Source organism: Deltaproteobacteria bacterium (genome assembly GCA_017302835.1).
Lineage (GTDB): Bacteria > Bdellovibrionota > Bdellovibrionia > Bdellovibrionales > Bdellovibrionaceae > UBA2316.
Genome location: JAFLCC010000016.1, coordinates 1 through 16,396 on the forward strand (window position 1 = coordinate 1; position 16,396 = coordinate 16,396).

General features: G+C 40.8%; 22 protein-coding genes and 2 pseudogenes. 5 read left to right on the forward strand and 19 right to left on the reverse strand.

The window, feature by feature from the left end:
• Window positions 1-67 precede the first annotated feature (67 nt).
• From J0M15_13980 to J0M15_13995, 4 genes and pseudogenes are all read right to left on the reverse strand, one after another.
• Window positions 68-454, reverse strand: a complete 387-nt coding sequence (locus J0M15_13980; GenBank protein MBN8538159.1) for an SRPBCC domain-containing protein — start codon at window positions 452-454, stop codon at window positions 68-70.
• Between the two features lie 24 nt (window positions 455-478).
• Entirely contained in the window at window positions 479-892 is a 414-nt protein-coding gene (locus J0M15_13985; protein MBN8538160.1) for an extradiol dioxygenase, read from the reverse strand.
• 42 nt (window positions 893-934) lie between these two features.
• Window positions 935-1,258, reverse strand: coding sequence for a hypothetical protein (locus J0M15_13990; protein MBN8538161.1), 324 nt, complete (start codon window positions 1,256-1,258; stop codon window positions 935-937).
• A gap of 38 nt (window positions 1,259-1,296) precedes the next feature.
• Window positions 1,297-1,525 (reverse strand): annotated as a pseudogene (locus J0M15_13995) (hypothetical protein).
• Window positions 1,526-1,613: 88 nt separating this feature from the next.
• Between J0M15_13995 and J0M15_14000 the strand changes: the two are divergent.
• Window positions 1,614-2,237 (forward strand): annotated as a pseudogene (locus J0M15_14000) (TetR/AcrR family transcriptional regulator).
• Between the two features lie 153 nt (window positions 2,238-2,390).
• Here the strand turns inward: J0M15_14000 and J0M15_14005 are convergent.
• The 8 genes from J0M15_14005 to J0M15_14040 form a co-directional block, all read right to left on the reverse strand.
• Complete coding sequence (locus J0M15_14005) at window positions 2,391-2,828, reverse strand: DUF1801 domain-containing protein (GenBank protein MBN8538162.1); 438 nt, start codon at window positions 2,826-2,828, stop codon at window positions 2,391-2,393.
• Window positions 2,825-3,235 (reverse strand): VOC family protein, encoded by a 411-nt coding sequence (locus tag J0M15_14010; protein ID MBN8538163.1) that lies wholly within the window; start codon window positions 3,233-3,235, stop codon window positions 2,825-2,827. The genes J0M15_14005 and J0M15_14010 overlap by 4 nt, the downstream gene beginning before the upstream one ends.
• 4 nt (window positions 3,236-3,239) lie before the next feature.
• Entirely contained in the window at window positions 3,240-3,476 is a 237-nt protein-coding gene (locus tag J0M15_14015; GenBank protein MBN8538164.1) for a nucleotidyltransferase domain-containing protein, read from the reverse strand.
• A 74-nt stretch (window positions 3,477-3,550) separates the two neighbouring features.
• Window positions 3,551-3,691, reverse strand: coding sequence for a nucleotidyltransferase substrate binding protein (locus tag J0M15_14020; protein ID MBN8538165.1), 141 nt, complete (start codon window positions 3,689-3,691; stop codon window positions 3,551-3,553).
• A gap of 340 nt (window positions 3,692-4,031) precedes the next feature.
• Window positions 4,032-4,517, reverse strand: coding sequence for a hypothetical protein (locus J0M15_14025; protein MBN8538166.1), 486 nt, complete (start codon window positions 4,515-4,517; stop codon window positions 4,032-4,034).
• Window positions 4,518-5,160: 643 nt separating this feature from the next.
• A complete protein-coding gene (locus J0M15_14030; GenBank protein ID MBN8538167.1) occupies window positions 5,161-5,805 on the reverse strand; it encodes an IS3 family transposase in 645 nt (214 codons plus the stop codon).
• A 10-nt stretch (window positions 5,806-5,815) separates the two neighbouring features.
• Window positions 5,816-6,055: a hypothetical protein gene (locus J0M15_14035; GenBank protein ID MBN8538168.1), complete on the reverse strand. Its 240-nt coding sequence runs from the start codon at window positions 6,053-6,055 to the stop codon at window positions 5,816-5,818.
• 44 nt (window positions 6,056-6,099) lie between these two features.
• Entirely contained in the window at window positions 6,100-6,369 is a 270-nt protein-coding gene (locus J0M15_14040) for a transposase (protein ID MBN8538169.1), read from the reverse strand.
• Between the two features lie 120 nt (window positions 6,370-6,489).
• On the opposite strand from J0M15_14040, the gene J0M15_14045 reads away from it, so the two are divergent.
• On the forward strand, window positions 6,490-7,368 hold the full coding sequence (locus tag J0M15_14045; protein MBN8538170.1) for a hypothetical protein: 879 nt from the start codon (window positions 6,490-6,492) through the stop codon (window positions 7,366-7,368).
• A 215-nt stretch (window positions 7,369-7,583) separates the two neighbouring features.
• Here J0M15_14045 and J0M15_14050 read toward each other — a convergent pair whose 3' ends face one another.
• The 6 genes from J0M15_14050 to J0M15_14075 all read right to left on the reverse strand — a co-directional run bounded on the left by J0M15_14050 (window position 7,584) and on the right by J0M15_14075 (window position 11,645).
• Window positions 7,584-8,324: an alpha/beta hydrolase gene (locus J0M15_14050; GenBank protein ID MBN8538171.1), complete on the reverse strand. Its 741-nt coding sequence runs from the start codon at window positions 8,322-8,324 to the stop codon at window positions 7,584-7,586.
• A gap of 59 nt (window positions 8,325-8,383) precedes the next feature.
• Entirely contained in the window at window positions 8,384-8,689 is a 306-nt protein-coding gene (locus tag J0M15_14055; protein ID MBN8538172.1) for a hypothetical protein, read from the reverse strand.
• Between the two features lie 688 nt (window positions 8,690-9,377).
• A complete protein-coding gene (locus J0M15_14060) occupies window positions 9,378-10,025 on the reverse strand; it encodes a superoxide dismutase (GenBank protein MBN8538173.1) in 648 nt (215 codons plus the stop codon).
• Between the two features lie 24 nt (window positions 10,026-10,049).
• On the reverse strand, window positions 10,050-10,607 hold the full coding sequence (locus J0M15_14065) for a hypothetical protein (protein MBN8538174.1): 558 nt from the start codon (window positions 10,605-10,607) through the stop codon (window positions 10,050-10,052).
• The gene (locus tag J0M15_14070) at window positions 10,604-11,173 is read right to left on the reverse strand and encodes a ferritin-like domain-containing protein (GenBank protein ID MBN8538175.1); all 570 of its coding nucleotides are present in this window, start codon (window positions 11,171-11,173) and stop codon (window positions 10,604-10,606) included. Before J0M15_14070 ends, J0M15_14065 begins: the two co-directional genes overlap by 4 nt.
• Before the next feature lie 88 nt (window positions 11,174-11,261).
• On the reverse strand, window positions 11,262-11,645 hold the full coding sequence (locus tag J0M15_14075) for a hypothetical protein (protein MBN8538176.1): 384 nt from the start codon (window positions 11,643-11,645) through the stop codon (window positions 11,262-11,264).
• Between the two features lie 109 nt (window positions 11,646-11,754).
• Between J0M15_14075 and J0M15_14080 the strand changes: the two genes are divergently transcribed.
• Window positions 11,755-12,141 carry a hypothetical protein gene (locus J0M15_14080; GenBank protein ID MBN8538177.1) on the forward strand — a complete coding sequence of 129 codons (387 nt, stop codon included), beginning with the start codon at window positions 11,755-11,757 and terminating at the stop codon, window positions 12,139-12,141.
• Window positions 12,138-15,038 carry a DUF1566 domain-containing protein gene (locus J0M15_14085; GenBank protein MBN8538178.1) on the forward strand — a complete coding sequence of 967 codons (2,901 nt, stop codon included), beginning with the start codon at window positions 12,138-12,140 and terminating at the stop codon, window positions 15,036-15,038. Before J0M15_14080 ends, J0M15_14085 begins: the two co-directional genes overlap by 4 nt.
• 180 nt (window positions 15,039-15,218) lie before the next feature.
• Here the strand turns inward: J0M15_14085 and J0M15_14090 are convergent, their stop codons facing one another.
• A complete protein-coding gene (locus J0M15_14090) occupies window positions 15,219-15,668 on the reverse strand; it encodes a hypothetical protein (protein ID MBN8538179.1) in 450 nt (149 codons plus the stop codon).
• Window positions 15,669-15,872: 204 nt separating this feature from the next.
• Between J0M15_14090 and J0M15_14095 the strand changes: the two genes are divergently transcribed.
• The gene (locus J0M15_14095; GenBank protein MBN8538180.1) at window positions 15,873-16,391 is read left to right on the forward strand and encodes a hypothetical protein; all 519 of its coding nucleotides are present in this window, start codon (window positions 15,873-15,875) and stop codon (window positions 16,389-16,391) included.
• Window positions 16,392-16,396 lie beyond the last annotated feature (5 nt).

The window sequence follows — 16,396 nt, forward strand, 5'->3', positions numbered from 1 at the left end:
ATTTTACTTGTGATGGCTTACTTTTTCTCATTAGGGAGTTCTCCTTTGTTATTAATGATTTATGTGTTTAAGTTAAATCATTATGGAGTGCTCCCTTTTTAATTTCTACCACTTTCGGGACGTTGCCAAATTGAAATCCCAAATGGTCTGCAGGTGCTGGACGAAACCCCTTGGTCATCATTCCTGTCCATACCAGTTTTTTGCTTTCTACGACCTCAAGGTAACAACCGTGATTGTTTACTTTCTCGCCGCTTGGACCTTCCATCAAATTGAAGAATTCACCACCTGCGCGAAGATCAATTCGGCATTCGGTGACCTTCCATGGGCTCGGGCAAAACCACTTCATCAAGGTTTCTGGATGGGTCCATCCCTTCCATAGTTTTTCAACTGGAATCGATGTAGTTCGCTCAAATACCAAATCTAGTTTTGAATCAATTATAATATCAGTCGTCATTGGGCCCTCTAAAATTAAATACGCTTACTGAGGCATCTTACTCATGTCCATATACAACACATTCCAGCGATGACCATCGAGGTCTATAAAACCACAGCCGTACATCCAACCATCTTTGTATCCAGGCTTTCCGTAAAGAATGCCACCAGCATCGATTGCCTTTTGGGCTATATCATCAACTTCTTTTGGTGAGCTTGCGCCGATAGAAAACAGAATTTCAGTCGACTGGATGGTATTTGTTATTGGGTGACCGCCAGAGAAACCTTTAAATAATTCTTCAGTAAATAAATTCAGAACTGTCTTCTTATTGCCAACGAACATGCTGACCATATGCGGAGCTTGGTGACGGTCATTCATGGTGAAACCGAGCTTACTAAAGAACTCTTTAGCTTTTGGTAAGTTTTTAGAGGATAGATTTATCCAAAACTCATTTTCCATTTTTACCTCCAAAGGCGACCATTGTTTTAAACCCGCCCCAGATCATTCGTTTGCCGTCAAATGGCATCTTATCCATTTCCATTTTGAGTCGGGGATCGCTCTCAGCAAGACACTCGTAATACTCGAGTGCGCCATGTTCCATCCTTCTTCGGGACCAGAGTATGAGTTAGTGATCTGCGGATCTTGCTCTTTCCATGGCATCCAAGTATCTGCGTTCTTCATGCTGACGAGAAACGGGAAAACTGCCTCTGGCTTTGCGTTGATCAAGACATCTCTTTTAATCAAGTAATCTTCTGGTTTCAGAGCGGCAATAGCGACGAAAACCAATAGTACAAACCCCAGACCGAAAAGTATTTTCTTGATCACAAATCCTACTGAATCAAAAAAGTTAAAATTTTAATATTCTATTTCATAGAGTGAAGGCCAATCATGTTGCCTTCTGTATCTATAGCTAAAGTGATGAATCCGTCCTGACCAATAGACATTTTGGACTTATGAATTCTACCGTCCAATTTGGGAATCATTTTTTCTTCCTTCTTCAGACAACTTAATACTTAGAAGTGATTCATAAAAGTCTTTCGCACGATTCATGTCCGATACATACATTTCAAACCAACGAACTGGATTTTGCATACGTCCATACCTCCAACCAAGTATGGAGGTAATCTTACATACCTATTAGTATGTTGTCAAGTGTGGTCTATTCTGGTACCCTATTTCAGTGAACGCAAAAAGAAAAGACTCGAAAAAGAACCGCGATCTTGAGCGATCTAGAAAAGAGATCCTCGATGCCGCTTTTAAGGAGGTCTTTACTAAGGGATTTCAGGGCGTAAGTATTGATGAGATAGTTGCCAAAACGAGATTTACAAAAGGCGCATTTTATCATCAATTTCCAACTAAGCTTGATTTGGGCTATGCCTTGGTCGACGAAGTTATTAAGCCCATGATTATAGATCGTTGGATCAGGCCACTAGGGGCCCATGAAAATCCGTTGGACGGAATATTGGTTCAGATGAAGGCACTGATTGGCAATTGCGATCCGGCTTATTTGAAACTTGGTTGTCCGTTGAATAATTTGGTTCAAGAAATGTCTCCGGTCGACAAAGGCTTTCATAAACGATTTCAGATAGCTTTGAATCTCTGGATTGATGAGATGGGTAAGCATCTCTAGCGTGCTAAAAAGTCGGGATATTTGAATGCTGACGTTAACACAAGGCACGTTGCCCACTTTGTTGTCATGGCTCACGAAGGGTTCTATGGGATGCTTAAAGGGCTGGATGATCCCGAGATCTTTTCGGCCCTCTATGAATCAATGAATCGATACTTCAAAACAATTTCCATCTAAGAAAATTCCAAAATATCTGTTTCACCATGAGAACAGGATTCTCTTCAATTAGTTTTGTAATAATATCGGTGTTTCGTTTGGACCAGGCCATTTTCTAAAAAGAGATAGCGACTTGAAAGACAGTATTTGCTCTGAAACTTTAGTTTTCATAGATTAGAGCTTCTTCAACATTGACGCGTTCAATGTCACAGCCGCAAGAATGAGCGCCTTCAGTGCTTTCGCATTAATTTTATCACCTTCACGAAAGTCGATCGCCCTCCTGGTGTTTCCCCCAAGACTTGAATTAAATAGACAAGAAGGATCTTTCAATGAGGCCCCCTTGGGAAAGGTCATCTTCACGGCATTTTTGTAAGACTCGCCGGTGCAACTAATACCATCGTGGGACCAAACAGGAACATTCCATTTCCATTCTTCAACCACTTCGGGGTCGGCATCTTTGATGACTTTTCTAATCTGAGCAAGAATTCCGCCGCGCCAACTGCCCAACTCTTTGATTCGCGCATCCATTAATTTAGAGGGTGATTTTGATATTTCTATCTTATTCGAAATAGTTTTACATTTCTTAACTGTAGTTGTTTTCGTCTTTTTCATTTCTTTGCCCAAGGATTGTAGTCGCCAAAGCTCCAAATATGACCTTCGGGGTCACGGCAAGCATAGTCGCTGGCCCCGTAATCTTTTTTGGTCAAAGGCATCAAGATTTCAGCCCCATTCTCTTTTGCTTTTTTAAAATGAGCTTCAGGATTTTCAACGACTATAAACGTAACTTGGGTTTCAAATCCGCCGAACTCTTTTGGCAGCCGAATGTATTTCCCAAACTTCGATTCGACATTGGGGCCAATCATAACCAGACCTGTGCCATGTCTTAATTCAGCATGCATGACGGCACCCTTGCCGTCTTCGTGCACTTGGTGCCGCTCAAAACCAAAAGCAACGCAGAGAAACTCAATGGCCCTCTTTGGATCATTATATCGCAAGGTTGGAATTACAGTGGATGCCATTGGCTTATTTTTTATAGAAGATAATTCCGACTCGATTAATATGATTAACTAAGTTGGGGTTGTCAATTTGCTGAAAAAGTGAAACATCAATTTTGTAGGGAAGGAAAAGATCGTCGATCTGATTTTCAATTTTAAACAGCTCGCTCAAGGACATCTGTTGCGACTTAATAGTTAGATCAATGTCAGAGCCTGGTTTAAAATTTCCTTTTGCTCTTGATCCATAGAGTACGACCTCGTCAATATTCGGGAACTAATCAAAAATGTTTTTCAGTTTTTCTTGTGTTAATGAATTGAGTCCACACTTTTCTTCAGAAATCACGGTAAGAGACTCTTCATCTTTTGAGACAATTCAACAAAGCAGGCGACGTAAAGTTGAGTTATATTCTCAGTGATCATTTTTAAGGTGTCTTTATTGTAGGTGTGTGAAGAAAGATTTCGATTCTTAATCATCTCCATCTAAACATCACCTTTTGCAATGAGGCCCTTTTGAAAAGCTTCTTTTGTTGTATCTTTTGATCCAATGAGAGATTGGCCTCCAGTGAATTCAATATAGACTTCAAAATTGCCATAAAAGATTTACGTGTCCCCGACGATTCATTATTTTTCTTAATATGGTTTAGGAAAAAATTAACCGATATAAAATTAAGGAAACTTAATAAGTTTTGCACAAAAGTATAAATGTTTTTCCTATTGTCATTGCTAGTGATTTGTTTGGGTTTTTCGATGAATTTCTCAATTTGCTATTCAAGTTCAGTCAAAATCCGTCGAAAGTTAATCGTATGGACATAATAATAATCTAGTTATTTAAAGAGGTTGTCATGCACATGCCAAGGACTGAGGAAACTCCATATTCAATGAGATTTCCACTACTTCCGAAGCCCTTAATATAAAGGTTTATCCTGGTATCATCAGTAGTATCGCCATTTCTAACATCGATTTTCAAAATACCTTCATCGTCCACTGTAACAAATGCACGCGTTGCTTTCTTCATTTTATCCATAGATCCATTGCAGTTTTGCGTATAACAGAAACCAAAGAATACATTTTCTGAAGAAATTTCTCCCGCCATTATTGCTATTGGGCCACGCTCGTAGTAAAACTCAATCAGACTAGCAATAGTAGAATTTTTTTGAATTAGAAATTGCACAGTTTGTCGAGGGTAAGAACATTTAACAGGTCTGTTATTGAACCATCCACCAGTTGCAGAAGCAGAAGCTGAATAAGAGAATTGAGCTAAAGCTATTACCAAAATCGAAAAAGCAAACTTTGCAGATTTTTTCATAAATTCTCCTCTAATTGGCATCAAATTGAAGGATGCCATTTAAAAACTAATGGGTTTCATTTCTCATGCTAACGCCAAGAAACCGTATTGTTATTGTTTTTGTTTTAAGAAACAGTATTGTTTATTGCAGCTGATGCTAAATTAAAACTTGAATCTTGAAAACTGTTTTTATTTTGTACAGTAACGAATACAAAGTTTTGCGTTTAAAGCCAAACGAGTTAAGCTTAGGACGCGCTTATGAGAAGAAATATATTTTCGGTTCACTCTTCAAAGATAATTAACTGAGTGTTTGTCTCCTCAATCGGCAATTCTTTGTGCTTCGTTAGTTTTTACTTGCATGGGCTATCAAGGTGGGTTTCCTGCAAGAGGAATAGGGGTTTTTCTGACCACTCTTTTTAGATTTTTGATTGGCATCCAATTTTATTATTTTAGGTCGGCGATACTTTCGTGGATAACCCATTCGGTTACCAATATGGTGATGTTTGCGATTAATCTGATAAGTAAACTTAAACCAATCGGCCCAATTTTAAAATCGCAAATGGACCGGCTTGATTATTTATTGATTACCCACCCTGTCAACCCCTTAATTATGGACATTTTCGATGCGAACACTTGTGTTAAAATTTGATTTAAATTCTTCATGCTAAAGTCTCACTTCCACTTCAGTATTAGAATAGTTTTTATAACATTTTTTAAAATCTAATGGAGCCATCATTTTCAAGGAGCCATGTTTTCTTTTAGTATTATAAAATTCAATAAACTCCATGGTTTGCTTGTAAGCTTCTTGGAAGGTAGCAAAATACCTTACCTGTAAGAATTCAATTTCATAGATTGAGAAGAAGGATTCAATGTATGCATTCTTATTTGGAGTTGCTGGGGGAATATACTCATGTTCTAAACCCAGATCCTCTACTTTTTTTCTAAAGGCCTTACAGGTCATCTGTGAGCCGTTATCACTGCGGATAACTAACCCTGTAGGATCTTCAATACCAGCTTTAGATAAAGCAGAATCTAATAAATTGACAAGACTTTCACCTTTGCAATTTAAGCCGATATAAAAATCTATAATTTCCCTTGAGAAGACATCAATAAATGCTAGCAAATAAAAAAATCTATTCTCTCCCTGTATCCAACCGTACTTGATATCAAATTGCCAAACCCTTAATGGAGCCTTTACCACATGATTACTGGCAGGTAATTTCTTAAAGTTCTTCTTTAACTTTTTCTTTCTTGGTAATAAAAGACCCTCTTCTTTGCAAAGCCTATAGAGCTTTTTATGGTTTACAATAAACCGATAGTCATCTTATTAAATAATGAACTAACTTTTTCACTCCACCTCCGTTGGCAAATTCCACCTTATCCCTATAATCATGTAAAGCCTTTCTAATAGAAGCATCCAAGACCATATTACCGTGAACATCATAACCATAATCAGTAGGCCTTCGGCCTATACTTCCCATTGGGGCAATGGGAAGTCCCTCCTCCTTCTGGGAATAGAAGGTAGATCTCTTAACTCCTGCATATTGAAATAATTTCACTTTATTTACTTTTGGATTTTCTTTTAAAACCAGAGAACAAACCTCTAATCGTTGCTCCAAACTTGGTATGTTTTTTTTAAAAGCTCTGTTAAGACTTTATTCTTAAGCTCTGCATCGGCTAACTTTTTTTTCATATCTTTTAGCTCTGAATTTTGCTTATGCTTTTCAATATGATGGGGCTGTTGCCTGGAAATCCAAGAAGCCACCGTGCTCTTTGGAAATCCGTGTTTTTCAGCTACCAATGTCAAGTTACCAGTCTCTGTAACTTCCTTCATAATTTGCTGCTTCTGAGCATCTGTGTAGTGTTTTTTCATCTTTTCTAACCCTTTCTTCCTATATAGATGTTCGCACCGAATCTGTCCACATCATATAGGGGGTTAAAAAGAAACCATGCTTCACAACTGGCATTAGGGGGGCTTTTAGAATCGCTTCGATTGTCAGCTACGAGTCGAGGATTTGCTATAAATACAAAGTATATTTTTGAGACGGGGCAAACACTTTCAGCTTGGGCCGAGGTGCGTTTTGTAGCATGTCAGGTAACTGCCGATCCATTAGCAGATTTCATAACTCAGCGTCGGACAGATCGCCGAATTTACCAAGGTGGCGAGCTTGACGAGGTTATTCGACAAAAATTGTCAGAAATTGAAGATGAATTCCCCGGATGCAAAATTCGAATACAAGCGACCAGGTCTCAAACATTTATGCAATACTTTCTAAAGACCGAGGAGCTACTTTGGAAGAACTCTAAAATTGTCAGAGATTTATGTAAATGGTTACGCTTAACCAAGCGCGAAGCTCAGTCCCGTGATGGAATGACGGCTCAAAGCATTGGCCTTAATCGCATTGAGAGTTTAATTTTTCGATTGATACGAAAAATGCCCATCTTGCCGCGCCTTTTGTGGTCGTTGGGATTTGGATTTAAAATTAGAAGTAATGCGGAAAAAGCCATCGAATCTTCGGCGGCTCTTTTGTGTTTTGTATCTCGATCAATGGATCCTGTATCATTGTGCCGACTAGGTCAGTGCGCCTACCGAGCCTGGTTGATTTTAAATTCCCATGGATTCGGGGTGCAACCTTTGTCTTTCTCTTCATCCTCAGTGGCGGATCAAAGATCAGGTGCCATGATCGGCCAATCAAATCTAGAAGAACAAAAAGTTTTTACCGATGGAAAAAAAGTTTTAAATGACTATTTCAATCTAACCGATGATGATTATCCGGTTTGGATGTTTCGGACAGGCTTGTCACCGCAAACTGCAGACATGCCAGTTCCAAGACTTTCCGTTCAAGACGTACTGTTAGCCAAAGATTTTTGAGGAGCTTTTGATTACGATGTGACGAGATATTTCCAAATGTTGTGGATTTAAGGATTAGCCAGCGGTGTAGATTACGTAACCCATGAAGGTAGTTTTCAAAAGGGTGGTGCCCCTTACAATGCTCTCCCCTGGTAACTTAAATCCACTTCAGAAAGCAACACCTACTAGGCATTTCAAGGCTTTGTGCTATGATGACAGCGGTCTGGTGTTCGTCACTAAAAGACTATAAATTCTTCTATATACTTATTGAAAACTTCAGGCTGTTCTATATTCGACAAGTGACCAGCATTTTCGATAATTTTAAAATTCGAATGTTCAATATCTTTTGATAGTTTCAAATTTACATCAACAGACGTTACTTTATCCTCAGCACCTACTAACACTAAAGTGGGGCAAGTAATTTCGGTCAGATATGGAGTGCAATCGTGTCGAGAGGCCAAAGCGCCGGCGACCATGGCAATATTTTCGGAAGAATTTGTCGTAATCATATTCATTACTTTCTTTTGTACTTCTGGTTTTTCTGAAATAGTTGTTTCAGACAAGACACTCATAGAAAATTCCTGAGCAAATCCGAGCAAACCTTCTTTTTGTATTCTTAAAATGAGTTCATATCTCTTATCTTTAGTTGCATTGCTATCAGTGGCCGACATGGTATCACACAATATGAGTCCAGATAAGTATTCTGGATACTTATGCGCAAAATGAAGTGCGATATATCCGCCCATGGATAAGCCACAAAGAATTACTTTTTCTAAACCATTCTGATCTATCAATAATTTAATATCGTCAGCAAAATGCGCGATCATCCACGGGCCTATATCTGACGGCCCGTAACGATGACCGCGCAAATCAGGAGTGAAAACATTGTACTTACTTTTAAAAGCTATTGATTGGTCCATCCACATTAATGAGTTGAATGGAAACCCATGAAGGAAAATTAGATTTACTTTTGACATTGATGCCTCAATTTTGAACTTTCTTCTTTTGAAATGTTGAAATGTTGAAATGTTGAAATCTACTTTTTCTTGCTTGGACTATCTTTTTCTTTGTTAAGATAATCTTGTCTATTACTTTCGGTTCTTTCAATTTGAACACGTGCCTTGGCATTCCCAATTACCTCTGGGGATTCGTGATTTTTAAGTTTTATTAATAGTTCTTTTTTTTTCTTATTTTCATTTTTATGTGCTCTTTTCTTTGCAGCTTTGCTTGCCGGTTCTGAAAATGGTTTTGGCATCTCAGAGGCCTTTTGAGCCTCTTCTGCTAAACTAGTAACCGAAAAACCCATTATGATAGCAATTAAAAATAGACTTTGTAATTTCACTTTATCCTTCCAACTGACAAACTAGTTTCATATCTTTAAATGGTGTTTTCCCATTTTGTCCTTTTTCAGTTTGATCATTTGATGCTCCTTATTTATCTATGATCGACAGTGCAACATTCGAGCCGATTATTGTGTGGCGTAGGATATCACCGGTCCTTCTGTGTAGTGGATGAAATACCCATTTAATGAGGAAAAAATCCTCAAGATCCAGAATAGCTGTATTGAAAATGTGAAGTCTCTACCTTCAAATCGCTAAGTACATGACTTCCGCCTCTGAAATTCAGGTGATCAAAAATCTTTTCAACCATGTTCAGAATTTACGTCACTTCATTCTCTGTTTCAATGCTCTGTTAGGAGATTAATTTGTACATCAGATAATGATTGAACCTTGCAGGAACCTAGAAAATTAAAGCTCGAACTGGCGGATTCCCAGTCCTGGTTATGTCCAAGTAGTAGATCGTCGATGTATTTTGTATCTTTAGCGAGCAATTTCCTGGTTAATTCAATGTCCCAATTCGGAGTAAACACAAGGTACATCTGCATCCTGTCCAAACGGCAATCTATATTTTTATCGTTAATAACATGAAGCTCAGCGCGAAGTTTATTGAGATATACATTCGCGGACCTCATAAAGTCACCGTAGTCATATTCCAAAATCTGCGATAAATTTTTGCGAAACACGATTGTGTCAAAGCCCAGCTCGTATCTCATTTTGTCCTCCTTTCAATGTGTGAATATTATGAGTTTTCGAAGCCACTATATTTTTTTCAAAAAATTTCCAATTCAGGATCTCCCAGAACTGACTCATATATTTAGTTCTGTCATTTTGGTAATCCAAATAGTATGCATGTTCCCAGACATCACATACCAACAATGGAACCTGTCCACTCGTCAGAGGATTTTCGGCATTTTCGAGACCTTTAATTTCAATGTCTCCGTTCATGTTACCAATCACCCAGACCCATCCTGAGCCGAAAAGTGTCAAAGCAGCCTGATTAAAGTTTTCTTTAAATTCCTGAACAGAACCGAACTGTTCTTCGAGAGTTTCTAAAACTTTGTTTGTGGGCTGTAGTTTGGCTGGACTTAGGCACTTCCAATAGAATTCATGATTCCAAGCCTGTGCGGCATTTTGATAAATGGCAATGTCAATGTCGTGACTCTTAATCAATGTCTCCTTAAGTGAATCATAGGACAAGACTGATTTGGCCATGAGAACATTGAGAGTCTCGATATATTTTTTGTAATGTTTGTCATGATGAAATGTCATTGTTCTGGCTGAAATATAAGGCTCTAAGGCATTGGTCTCGAAAGGTAGATTCATCGGTTCAAAAGTCATATTTTTTCCTTCGTTGAATGTGTCCTAGGGTTCGAGTGGAGCTTCGGCCTGTAATTTCTGGAGATCAATTATTTCCAAATTTGCTTTGGCCCAAGTGTTTGTTTCGTTTAATAATTGAATATCCTGTCCACCAGTTGCGGAAAGGATCTTTTTTGCTTGTTGAATTTGTTGAGGACTTTCACTATGCACCGATATTAGAATGCCTCCTGACTGTAAATATTGACCATACCGTTTGGCGGCAGGATCTGGTGTGCCGACCCCAACTAACGTTCCTGCAGTGGCACCTAGTATCCCTCCGACTATAATTCCCCCTGTCAACATTATCCATCGGCCTCCATTCAATCCCCCAATGCCTGACAGTGCGATAGCTCCCACGATTGCTGCGCCTGCAATTGCACCGATGATTGCACCATTTTTTAACTGATATTTTTGAACTTGAGAAAAGTCTTTTGATCCATTTCGTTTCGATTGAAAAACTAAAAGTGACGATATATCGAACCCAAATTTTGTGAATGATTGCACAGCCTTTTTGATTTCTTCCCGACTTCGGTAAATTGCAAAAGTAGCATCTTGCGAGTTCATGATCTAAAACCTGAGTTGTGTTGATCGACTTTGGCTAGTAAATTGGCCATTTCATCTGCATGATCCTCTTCGTCGGCGAGAATGTCTTCGAGCATCCGTCTTGTTGTTGGGTCGTCAGCTCCAAACCATTGGATGTTTTTTCGGTAAACCTCAATTGCGATCCGTTCGGCAACTAAATCCTCTTTGATCATTGATAACAGATCCTCTGCTTTTCCAAACTCTGTCGTCGATCGTGCGGAAATATGAGCTGGGTCAAAGTCGGCCTTTCCTCCCAGTTGACTGATTCTTTCAGCAATCATTAATGCATGACCCTCTTCACTTTCAGCATGCTCTTTAAATTCAGCGGCTACTTGCGGAAAATCGATTCCTTTTGCGGCGATTTGATGGTGTCGGTATCGTAGGACGCAGAGAAGTTCACTCGCCAAAGCCTGATTCAACAAGAGGCAGGCTTGTGTCAGATCCAAAGGGTAGTCTATTGTAACCGCGCCGCTCTCCAATGATTTCATTGCGTGCTTTCGTATTTCGAGAATATCAAGGGTTGATTCTTTGTTTACTGAGTTTTCCATAGACATTGCCTCTTTCTAAATAGTTATGAGTTTTGCTTCATGCAGCCATCCAAAATATTTATTGCAAGAATGTGTCCAAATTTGATTCCTATAAAATATGTGTCCTGTTAACCAAGAGGCGCAGAGCGCAGAGCGCAGAAATAAGATGAGTTTTCCAGTTTGGGAAAATTCCCGACTCTACGATCATCGTATTAAGTGGGGAAATGGGGCAAAAATCCTCGTAGTATATATTCATGGTCAGTAGATCTTTCATCAGTTTGGGAATCTTAAAGGCATCGGGTGGTTTATGACTTGAGCCAGTTATCAATACATTGCCTTGACGGTATCGACCCGCATTACTGTCTTCAGTTTCTTTAACAATCAAATGCAGGAGTGATCCATGTGGCCAGTAGGCGACAAAATGGCGACAACACGATGGCAATCGGCAAAATCCCATTGTTTTAGATGGAGACACGGAATAAGTTTTACACAAAAATATAAATGTTTATCCTATTGTCATTGCTGGTGATTTGTTTGGGCTTTTCGATGAATTTCTCAATTTGATATTCAAGTTAAGTCAAAATCTGTCGAAAGTTAAACGTATGGACAAAGAACCTGTTTTAGAACATTTAAAAATTTCATGTGGTGAAAATTCTTGGTTTTTTAAGGCATCAATGTGTTTGTATTTTCGAAACTTCTTGTTATTGTTTTCATTGAGTGTTCTGCCTGGATGTTATTTGAATGCTAGTATTCAAGACATGAGTCCTACTAGTTCAACATCCCCCTCTTCCAGCCTTTTTGATAAAGTGACTGGTGCGGAGTTTGTTGCTGGAAGTAGTCAGTATGAGCACACACTCCTTCGAAATTACAGAAATATTTCTTCTGTTGGAAGTATCTCCAAAGAAATTCAATCAATCACTCCTCGTGGGTACAAGGCCTTTTCTTCTGTGCAAGGGACCTTGATTTCCTCCAAGGCGGCGAGCCCATGACTAGTCAATTGTGTTCTATTCTCCTATCATCGGTCGTTGTGATATTCATAGGAATCCAGAAAGCCCATGCAACGGGGGCAGGGATTACTTATCACGGTAGGCTTATAGATCCCAATGGCAATCCCGTTGTGAGTAGCAATGTTCAATTTCGGTTACAGATCAAGACTCCTGGTAATGAAAACTGTTTGATGTATGAGGAAGTCCAAAATAAAGATCTCTCTATGACTAGTGGAGCTTATGCGGTGACTATCAATGATGGCACGGGATCAAGGCTTGATTCTACAGGATTTGCTCTGGATCAAATCTTTGCGAATCGAAATTCGTTTACCTTTGCTGGAGGCAATTGCGCCGCTGGGGCAACCTACACTCCCAATGCAACGGACAGTCGGAAGATTCAGGTTTTCTTTAATGATGGAACCTTTCCCATAGGCCAGTGGGAACCCGTGGCTCCGATGGCAATTAACTTTGTTCCTATGGCAATAGAAAGCATGCAAGTGGGTGGTTACAAGAAAGAGCAACTTATAAAGATTGCTGATGGGGTATCGACAACAGGAACAGAACTCAATAGTGCTTCATGGACCGAGCTTCTAGCTTTGATTGGTGGAACCACCACTCAGTATGTGAAATCGGGATCGGCTAATTTCACGGCAGCTCCCCAGTGGAATGGAGTTCCTTCGGGAGCCAATGATCTTGTCAACAAAACCTATGTGGACGCACAGGTAGTGGCAGGTTTACCCAATGTGGGAACTCCAGGGACTTATGCGAAAGTAACGACAGATACAAAGGGCAGAGTGACAACAGGAGCCGCCTTAGTGGAAGCAGATATCCCGACACTTTCCACTGCGGGAAAAGTCAGCGGCAGCGCTATCAATGCAGGCACCTTGGCCGGAAGCACCGCCATCAATTCCTCTGGAAATCTTGTGACCACGGGCACAGTTCAAGGAGCCACAGTGAGTGCGACGAATCTGCGAGCCTACAACGGCGCTAATTATGTTCAACTGGCAGCGCCGGCACTAGGTGCTGGAAATTTGAATTTCATACTACCCTCCACAGATGGAGCTTCCGGTACTTTGATGAAAACCAACGGATCTGGTCAACTCAGTTTTGGAACTTTAAGTTCATCAGATATCCCTAGCTTGGATGCTGGAAAAATCACGACAGGAACATTGCCTGTGGCTCGAGGTGGAACCGGACTCACGAGTTATGGGAACAACAGTGTATTGGTTTCGAATGGCACAGGCTCTGCGATAAGTTCATTGAATTGCACCATCGGACAAATCATCAAGTTTGATGCCTCTGGCTTTGCAGGGTGTGGCACCGATAGCACCGGTGGCTCTAGCCAATGGACAACCACGGGGTCTGATATTTATTACAATGCTGGGAAAGTGGGGATTGGACTGACGACTCCAGCTGCGGCGCTGGATGTTCTTGGTGCAAACACCACCGTTGGCAATGCCCCGGCAGCATTTATAGTCAACGGTGGCACATCAACTGCCGGCAGCGGAGCCAGTGGTGGGGCCATAGGTCTCAAAGGTGGTCTGGGGGATCGTGGCGGCAATATTTATCTAACAGGAGGTGACAATACTTTTGGCGCCTCTGGCGGATACCTGACGATAGAGGGCGGGAATTGGGGCGGACCCGGCGGCCTGGTCACTTTGTCTGGCGGTCTCGGGAAGAATGGATCTGTTGGTGGCACTTTATCACTCAAAGGGGGCAATAACTTCGGTGGTGGTCAAGGGGGGACGATTGATTTAGCTGGCGGCACCGGCACCGCAAATGGGAACGGAGGCGACCTAACTATATTGGGAGGGGCAAAGGCTGGGTCTGGCGCCGACGGGAATGTTCTTCTTGCCACCACGCGTGGCAACGTCGGTATAGGAACTACATCACCAGCGGCCCCCCTTGATGTGGCGGGAGATGTGAAGATTGGAAATAGCAGTGCTTCTTGCTCGTCCACAAATAAAGGATCAATTCGTTACAACAATGCCTCGAGTGTTCTTGAGTTCTGCAATGGCACGAGTTGGAATCTGATTCAGGCAGCGGCTTGCAGTGATGCGACTCCGAATGTTTTTGTGTTCACAGACCAATCGAATCAAACAACTTCAACACAAATTACTTCAGACATCGTTCAAGTGAGCGGCATTAATTGCACCATCCCCGTCACCGTTTCTGGAGTCGGCTCACCCCAATTCCAAATTTGCTCAGATTCCGGGTGTTCAAGTGTGGTGCAGGGCTGGACGAGCAGCCCTTCTTCCATTGTCAGCGGTCAGTACTTACAGGTTCGTCAGACCAGTGATGCCGCAGGTGGGGCTACAAGCCAGGCCACAATCATTGCGGGGACGACAGCCAGCATCTGGAGCATCTCAACTGCCGGTGGTGATTGTGTGGGAACGACTCCTCCCGTTGGTACTGTCTGCGCTGATGGCACCATCTACGCGGGAATTTCCCCTGACACTTCAGCGAAAATGTTCACCACCCGATGTGATTATGGACAGACCTGGAATGGCTCTGCTTGCATTGGTTCAAGACTTCCTCAGAATTGGAATAACGGAACGTCAAATTGGACAACGACTGGCTATAGCAATAGCAACACAGGTAAGGCAAATTCTGCGGGCCTATTTACAAGTGCTGATGCGAGTTCCCCTTATGCTGCAGCAACCATTTGTGAAAACCTAAATCAAGATGGCCACACGGATTGGTATTTGCCATCGAAAAATGAATTAAACATCATGTATGCGGGCAAAAATACGATCCGAAACTTTGATACGAGTGGAACTTATTATTGGTCCTCGACGGAGAACAACAGTTTCGACTCGTGGAACCAGCGGATCTCTGACGGCAGCCAGAACATCGCCAGCAAGAACAACGCCTTCTTTGTCCGCTGTTCTCGTAGATAACTTATTCATTTAATTATTTAATCATTTTTTTTGATTTCCCCCGCACTACAGTAGATGAAAATGGCGCAAACAATTGTTCGTGAGCATTTGCTGCGCGGGCCTAAGTAGAAAATATTAAAAGCAGGGTAAAAATAATTTCTTTCATGGACCGATTTTTATACAATTGGCCCGTTTTTGAAATTATTTATATCGACGAAGCTGGCTTCGAAAATAGCTTGTTACTAAAACGTCGTTGGCCACTGTACAAACAGCTCCTGCTAAGGTGCTTACCGTCATGGTATTTGTATCAATTTCAATCTTGGCATTTTTAGGAGATGAATCTGTAATGCTTATACCAGGAGGACATGTTGACGACTTGGCGGCCTTCAGTAATCCCATTTCTAAAAGATCACCATTCAAAGAGTAAGGACCCGTCAGGGAAAAAATGCAATCTGGACTAATTGGTATCGTTTGTGTCATGGTTCCTTGTTTATAAAGGATATAGCTGTTTTTAAGAAATTGATAGGCAAATGGAGAAACCGCTGCGCCACTTTTACATGTCATAGTTTTAAATGACCAGAGACCTTCAAGGTTTCCGGCAAAACCTAGGGTAGACGTCAATATAATTGCTGTAATTAGTTTAAAAATCATTTTTTTGCCTCTTCTTGTTATGTTGTTAACTACAGATTGGGCTATCATTTGATCGATGTTAGAGTCAAATTAATTTAGGTTTTTTATCTAATGACCGAGTTTCAATATCAATTTGATTTCTTCTTGTGAAATAAGATTTTTCTTCATATTTATTCAGTTGTGATCGTATTAGATTGGAACACTAAATAAGTTTTACACAAAAATGTGAATGTTTATCCTATTGTTCGTACTGGTGATTTATGTAATCAAATCGGTGACTGCGCGGATGGCACCATCTACGCGGGAATTTCCCCTGACACTTCAGCGAAAATGTTCGCCACCCGATGTGATTATGGACAGACCTGGAATGGTTCTGCTTGCATTGGTTCAAGACTTCCTCAGAATTGGAATAATGGAACGACAAATTGGACAACGACTGGGTATAGCAATCACAACACCGGTAAAGCAAATTCAGCTGGCTTATTTGCAAGTGCTGATGCTGGCTCTCCCTATGCAGCGGCTACGATTTGTGAAAACCTGAGTCAGGATGGCCACACAGATTGGTATTTGCCATCGAAAAATGAATTAAACATCAAAGAACAACGCCTTCTTTGTCCGTTGTGCGAGGAGATAACTTTTTCTTTTATTTCCTTAATCATTTTTACTTTTTTGATTCCCACAGTGGAGCGGGGACGCGGAGTTTTTAAAAAAAAAATACCTTGTTTTTTATATTTCACACGTTAACATTT

Excerpts from the sequence above, each read along its gene's own strand:
- J0M15_13980 (MBN8538159.1), bottom strand. The coding sequence starts at position 454 with ATGACGACTGATATTATAATTGATTCAAAACTAGATTTGGTATTTGAG.
- J0M15_13985 (MBN8538160.1), bottom strand. The coding sequence starts at position 892 with ATGGAAAATGAGTTTTGGATAAATCTATCCTCTAAAAACTTACCAAAA.
- J0M15_14005 (MBN8538162.1), bottom strand. The coding sequence starts at position 2,828 with ATGAAAAAGACGAAAACAACTACAGTTAAGAAATGTAAAACTATTTCG.
- J0M15_14010 (MBN8538163.1), bottom strand. The coding sequence starts at position 3,235 with ATGGCATCCACTGTAATTCCAACCTTGCGATATAATGATCCAAAGAGG.
- J0M15_14020 (MBN8538165.1), bottom strand. The coding sequence starts at position 3,691 with ATGGAGATGATTAAGAATCGAAATCTTTCTTCACACACCTACAATAAA.
- J0M15_14025 (MBN8538166.1), bottom strand. The coding sequence starts at position 4,517 with ATGAAAAAATCTGCAAAGTTTGCTTTTTCGATTTTGGTAATAGCTTTA.
- J0M15_14040 (MBN8538169.1), bottom strand. The coding sequence starts at position 6,369 with ATGAAAAAACACTACACAGATGCTCAGAAGCAGCAAATTATGAAGGAA.
- J0M15_14050 (MBN8538171.1), bottom strand. The coding sequence starts at position 8,324 with ATGTCAAAAGTAAATCTAATTTTCCTTCATGGGTTTCCATTCAACTCA.
- J0M15_14060 (MBN8538173.1), bottom strand. The coding sequence starts at position 10,025 with ATGACTTTTGAACCGATGAATCTACCTTTCGAGACCAATGCCTTAGAG.
- J0M15_14065 (MBN8538174.1), bottom strand. The coding sequence starts at position 10,607 with ATGAACTCGCAAGATGCTACTTTTGCAATTTACCGAAGTCGGGAAGAA.
- J0M15_14070 (MBN8538175.1), bottom strand. The coding sequence starts at position 11,173 with ATGGAAAACTCAGTAAACAAAGAATCAACCCTTGATATTCTCGAAATA.
- J0M15_14080 (MBN8538177.1), top strand. The coding sequence starts at position 11,755 with ATGGACAAAGAACCTGTTTTAGAACATTTAAAAATTTCATGTGGTGAA.
- J0M15_14085 (MBN8538178.1), top strand. The coding sequence starts at position 12,138 with ATGACTAGTCAATTGTGTTCTATTCTCCTATCATCGGTCGTTGTGATA.
- J0M15_14090 (MBN8538179.1), bottom strand. The coding sequence starts at position 15,668 with ATGATTTTTAAACTAATTACAGCAATTATATTGACGTCTACCCTAGGT.